5 protein-coding genes are annotated in these 5,077 nt (G+C 58.2%); all 5 read right to left on the bottom strand.

Translation table 11 applies throughout. The features are described 5' to 3' along the window. Positions 1-55: 55 nt before the first annotated feature. The 5 genes from Q7S58_RS08855 to Q7S58_RS08835 all read right to left on the bottom strand — a co-directional run bounded on the left by Q7S58_RS08855 (position 56) and on the right by Q7S58_RS08835 (position 5,029). Positions 56-1,030, bottom strand: coding sequence for a tripartite tricarboxylate transporter substrate binding protein (locus Q7S58_RS08855; protein WP_304823681.1), 975 nt, complete (start codon positions 1,028-1,030; stop codon positions 56-58). Between the two features lie 293 nt (positions 1,031-1,323). After that, positions 1,324-2,331: an inorganic phosphate transporter gene (locus Q7S58_RS08850; RefSeq protein ID WP_304823678.1), complete on the bottom strand. Its 1,008-nt coding sequence runs from the start codon at positions 2,329-2,331 to the stop codon at positions 1,324-1,326. Between the two features lie 21 nt (positions 2,332-2,352). Continuing rightward, on the bottom strand, positions 2,353-2,997 hold the full coding sequence (locus tag Q7S58_RS08845; protein WP_370655488.1) for a DUF47 domain-containing protein: 645 nt from the start codon (positions 2,995-2,997) through the stop codon (positions 2,353-2,355). A gap of 376 nt (positions 2,998-3,373) precedes the next feature. After that, entirely contained in the window at positions 3,374-4,027 is a 654-nt protein-coding gene (locus Q7S58_RS08840) for a hemolysin III family protein (protein WP_304823672.1), read from the bottom strand. 117 nt (positions 4,028-4,144) lie between these two features. Continuing rightward, positions 4,145-5,029, bottom strand: a complete 885-nt coding sequence (locus tag Q7S58_RS08835; RefSeq protein ID WP_370655489.1) for a substrate-binding domain-containing protein — start codon at positions 5,027-5,029, stop codon at positions 4,145-4,147. Positions 5,030-5,077 lie beyond the last annotated feature (48 nt).

Raw genomic sequence — 5,077 nt, 5'->3', positions numbered from 1 at the left:
AGGCCAACCCGGAGCCTCGGTCGAACGTAAGAAGCCTTCGACGTGGATCCGTATGTCAATCGAGCTTGATGCCCACCTGTTTCTCGATCGGCCCCCAGCGATCGAGGTCAGCCTTGGTGAGGGCGGCAAGATCTGCGGGTCCCTTCGCGTAGACCTCTACGCCGAGAATGGCGAGCCGTTCCTTCACCGCGGGGATCGCGAGAACGGCAAGCACGTCGGCGTTCACCTTCTCGATGATCGGACGCGGCGTGCCGGCCGGCGCATAGATGCCAAACCAAGTGCCCGCCTCGAAGTTGATGCCTTGCTCGACCACCGTCGGCACGTTGGGCAACACCGGCGAGCGTTTGGGACCGGTGGTGGCGAGCGCGCGCACCTTGTTCTCGCGCACGTGCGGCGCTCCGGTCAGCACGAAGTCGAAGAACACCGGTACCCGGCCGCCAATCACGTCGATGATGGCCTGCGGATTGGCACGGTAGGGCACGTGTAGGAGTTTGATGCCGTTCTGCGCCATGAACATCTCAGTGGCGAGATGATTGGTCGATCCGTTTCCGGCCGACGCATAAGCGATTTCACCCGGTTTCTCCTTGGCGAGCTTGATCAGCTCGGCGACCGACTTGGCCGGGAAATCAGGATGCACGACCAAGACCATCGGGATGTTTCCGATCAGCGTGATCGGTGCGAAATCCTTGATCGGGTTGAAAGCAAGCTTGGTATAGAGGTGCGGGGCAATCGCAATCGAGCTCGGCACGATCAGAAGCGTGTAGCCGTCGGGCGCGGATTTGGCTACCGCGTCGGTGCCGACGTTGCCGCCGATGCCCACCTTGTTCTCGACCACGACCGGCTGTTTCCATTTCTCGGTAAGATGCTGGCCGATCAGACGCATGATGGTGTCGGCAGAGCCGCCCGCCGCGAACGGACAGACAACCGTGACAGCCCTCGTCGGATAGGTTTGCGCCAAAAGCTGGGACTGAGGCAACACCAGCGCAATAACAAACAGGAAAAACGCCGACAGACGCAGCAAGCAGGTCATTTTGTTTCCTCCCACACGTTGTTGTATTCGATTAAACGCCACGGCACGGCATTCGGCAATACACTGAGGTGCCGGTCTTTATTCCATTCGCCAAGATATAATTGGAGAATTTGGTGCGCAAATGAGGGCTCGAGCCTCCGACCTGCTGATTAAGAGTCGGCTGCTTTACCAACTAAGCTATGCTCTCGCTGCAAGGAGATCCGCACGTCCCGGCGCGGGGTCGGTTTAGCAAAGCACCTAGTTGCCTCTCCAGAGACAGAGCCGCGGCGGCGCAAAGGCCAGCGGCGGCAAGCTCAGCCGAACAACCCCACGGCCACATAGCACAGCGCACTTATGAACGCCGTCGCGGGTAAGGTCACGATCCAAGCAAAGACGATGTTGTTGGCCACGTTCCATCGCACGGCCGACACTTTTCGTGCTGCTCCGACGCCGATGATCGATCCCGTGATCGTATGGGTGGTCGAAACCGGGATGCCCAGCCAAGTCGCAAGGAACAGGGTCGCTGCTCCGCCCGTTTCAGCGCAGAACCCCTGCATCGGGGTCAAGCGCGTGATTCTCGAACCCATGGTATGCACGATCCGCCAGCCTCCGATGAGCGTCCCGAGCCCCATGGCCGCCTGACACGTCAATACGACCCAGAACGGAACATAGAACTCGCTTCCAAGATGGCCCTGCGAGTAGAGCAGGACGGCGATGATGCCCATCGTCTTCTGGGCGTCGTTGCCGCCGTGGCCGAGCGAATAGAGCGAGGCCGACACGAACTGGAACATACGGAAGGTGCGATCCACGGCAAAAGGCGTCGACCGCACGAAGATCCATGACACCGCGAGCACCAAGAATAGTGCGAGGACAAAACCCAAGAGCGGCGAAAGAACAATCGCAAACCCAGTTTTCCCGAGCCCGCCCCAAACGATGGCGTTGAGGCCCGCTTTGGCGGTGCCGGCGCCCACCAAACCCCCAATCAAAGCGTGCGAGCTGCTCGACGGAATCCCCAAGCCCCAGGTAACGAGGTTCCAGACAATCGCGCCCATCAAAGCGCCAAAGACGACACGCGGATCCACGATCTCGGCCGATATGATGCCGGTGCCGAGCGTCTCGGCCACTTGCAGTCCGAAGAATAAAAAGGCGATGAAGTTGAAAAAAGCCGCCCAGGCGACGGCATATTGAGGTTTTAACACTCGCGTTGACACGATCGTCGCGATTGAATTTGCGGCATCGTGAAGACCGTTCAGAAAATCAAACAGCAGCGCAATGGCAATGAGGCAAATCAGGAAAGGCAAGCCGAGCGCGACGGCATCCATGATTATTCCGCTCCGACGCCGTCACACGTGTTCGATGACAATGCCGTGGATATCGTTCGCCACGTCGTCGAAGCGATCGACCACTTTTTCCAGATGATCGTAGATTTCGTTGCCGATGATGAACGCCATCGGGTTGGAGTTGGAATGGATCCGGAAAAGCTCTTTCAGACCCAAATCGTGAAGTTCATCGGTGCGTCCTTCGATCTGCGAGATCTGTTCGGTGATACCGCTGAGACGGACGGCTTCCGTGCTGATGGAATGAAGCAGCGGAATCGCTTCCCGGACAAGACCTGCGGATTTTACGATTGCGTCCGCCATCTCCTTCATCTGTGGTGTGAAGGACGTCACATCGAACAGCACGATGGTCTTGGCGGTCTTCTGCATCTGATCGATCGCGTTATCCATCGAGGTGATAAGATCCTGGATATCGCCGCGATCGAACGGCGTGATGAAGGTGCGACGGACGGCGAGCAGCACTTCGCGTGTGATGTCGTCGGCTTCCTGCTCTCGATCCATTACGACCTGGAAGTGGCGCGAAACCGCGGCGTCACCCTCGAGCATCGCGCGTAGCCCCTCGGCGCCGGCGACGAGTTTCTCCGAATGACGCGCAAATAGCTCGAAGAAGCGCTCTTCCCTTGGCATCAGTGCATGAAACCATCCCAACATGTGCAGTCCTCGAGTTCACTGCAAATCAGCGAAGAACCGAACAGCGGAAATGCCCGTTTAAACGAGTCGGTCAAATCCGGAGACTCGATGTTCTTATTACGCTCTCTTGCTTCGGCTGTGGCGTGATAGCGCGGGTCATCCACGGAAATGTCGAGCAAATCATCGCGTATCAAAAATTTCTCACAAAAACAGATGGTTAACCGGCGAAGGCGCGATCTCCCGCGAACCAGTCTAGCAGGTGCCGTAGTCAGCAAGGAACCGGGAGAAGAATTTGCGCGTTTCCCAAGGTGTCGACAGCCGACCGAAGGGAGATCGCACGTAATACGACCCATCTACACACTTGCCGTACTGGTGCATGAGCAGCTGTCCGGGTAGTTCAGATGTGCGGACGTATCACGAGAATCGCGCTCATGACGGCAGCGTAATGAACGCCAGCCGCGGCCAGCACGAAGCCATGCCAGATCGCATTTTGGAAATGCAGCTTCTCCCAAACGTGGAAGATGACGCCGATTGTGTAGAGCAAGCCACCGATGGCGAGCAGCACCAAGGTCGAGAGCGCAAGTGAATCCAAGAGAGGTTGCAAGGCAATGATCCCGATCCAGCCGAGAGCCAGATATGTCGCAATCGATAGGGCCTCGGACCATCCTGAACGCGTCAGTTTAAGTGCGACACCGAGGGCAGCGATGGACCACACGGTCACGCTCAACCCGATCGCCCAATTTCCCTCCAGACGCAGGGTAGTGAAAGGAGTATAGGTGCCGGCAATCATCACGAAGATTGCGGCATGATCGAAGCGGCGTAGCAACTCACGTCTGCTGCTGAATCGAGCTAAATTGTACGCTGCGGAACAACCCAGCATGGCGAGAAGCCCGCTCGAGTAGACCGATACCGCGGTCAACTCGAATGGAGTGCCGCGGGACGCAACCATCACCATCAGCGTAATAGCTCCCGCCACACCAACGACCAGTCCGACAGCATGAATAAATGCATCGGCCACGAACTCGCGGCCGCTTGCTACGCGCCGCTTCATCACATTCGGGCTTGTCTTCACGCATGGAAACATTTTTGGGACAGTCTCTCCTAATCACGGCCAAGAAGAGGCAATCCGCGCTGGCCGAGCTGACTGTGGTAACGCAACCCGCAAAGCTCACGGCGCATAACGAACCTGACCGGCTGAGGACAGATCATACCCTCCGAGTTCCTCTGCCCGCGTCGTCAATTCCGGGCTGCGCAGGAAGCCGAGAAAGGCCTGCAGCGGTCGGCGGAAATAGTCCCGTTGGCGCATAACGAGATCAAAACGTTCCCAGATCAGCGGAGCGAAATCGAGCCCGGCCGTATTCGCCACCGACCGGGTCGCGATCCCGCAGTCAGCCCTGCCGGCGCGGATCGCCTGCGCGATGTCAGGGCCAGTTGGGCAAGGCGGACTAATGCACTTGATCAAATCGATGCTCGCTTTCGTGTGATGCAGCAACATCAGAAGTAGGAGCTGCGCGCCCGCTCCCTTAGGACGCATCGCAACCCGCCCGCGCTTCTTGATGACATCACCGATCGAGCCGATCTTGAGCGGATTACCCGCCGCAACGACGAGCCCCTGCTCTCGTCGCGCGAAGGCGATCAGCACGGAATCAAGTAAATTCGCCTTGTCCCTCATCAGATTTACATTGGAGTCGACATTCTCGCCGTCGAGGGCATGGAGATGGAGCGCGGCGGCGATGAGTTCCCCTTGCGTGAACCGGGCAAGACCGGCCTCGCTTCCCTCCGGTAGCGTTGCGAGCCCAGATCCGCTCTCGCGCAAGGCCCATTCGAGCAGCGGATCGTGGCTGCCACCGACGATCGGCATCGGCTCGACCGGCCCGAGACCCTCGGGACGTACGAGACTCGAGACGAGCCAGTGATCGAGTTCTTCCTTCGGAAACAGCCAGCGGCCGGTGACTTTGGTGGAGGGAATGGCGCCGTCCGCGACCAACTCATAAAGCTTGCGCTCCTTCAGCCGCAGATATTCCGCCGTTTCTCCGGTGGTTAGAAGGCGCATTATATTATTCCTGCATTGATATGCATTGTTTCCATATTTGACCAATTT

The sequence above is a fragment of the Candidatus Binatus sp. genome (assembly GCF_030646925.1).
GTDB lineage: Bacteria > Desulfobacterota > Binatia > Binatales > Binataceae > Binatus.
Note: the sequence above shows the minus strand (reverse complement) of the source record. Positions and strands in the feature narration are given on the sequence as shown.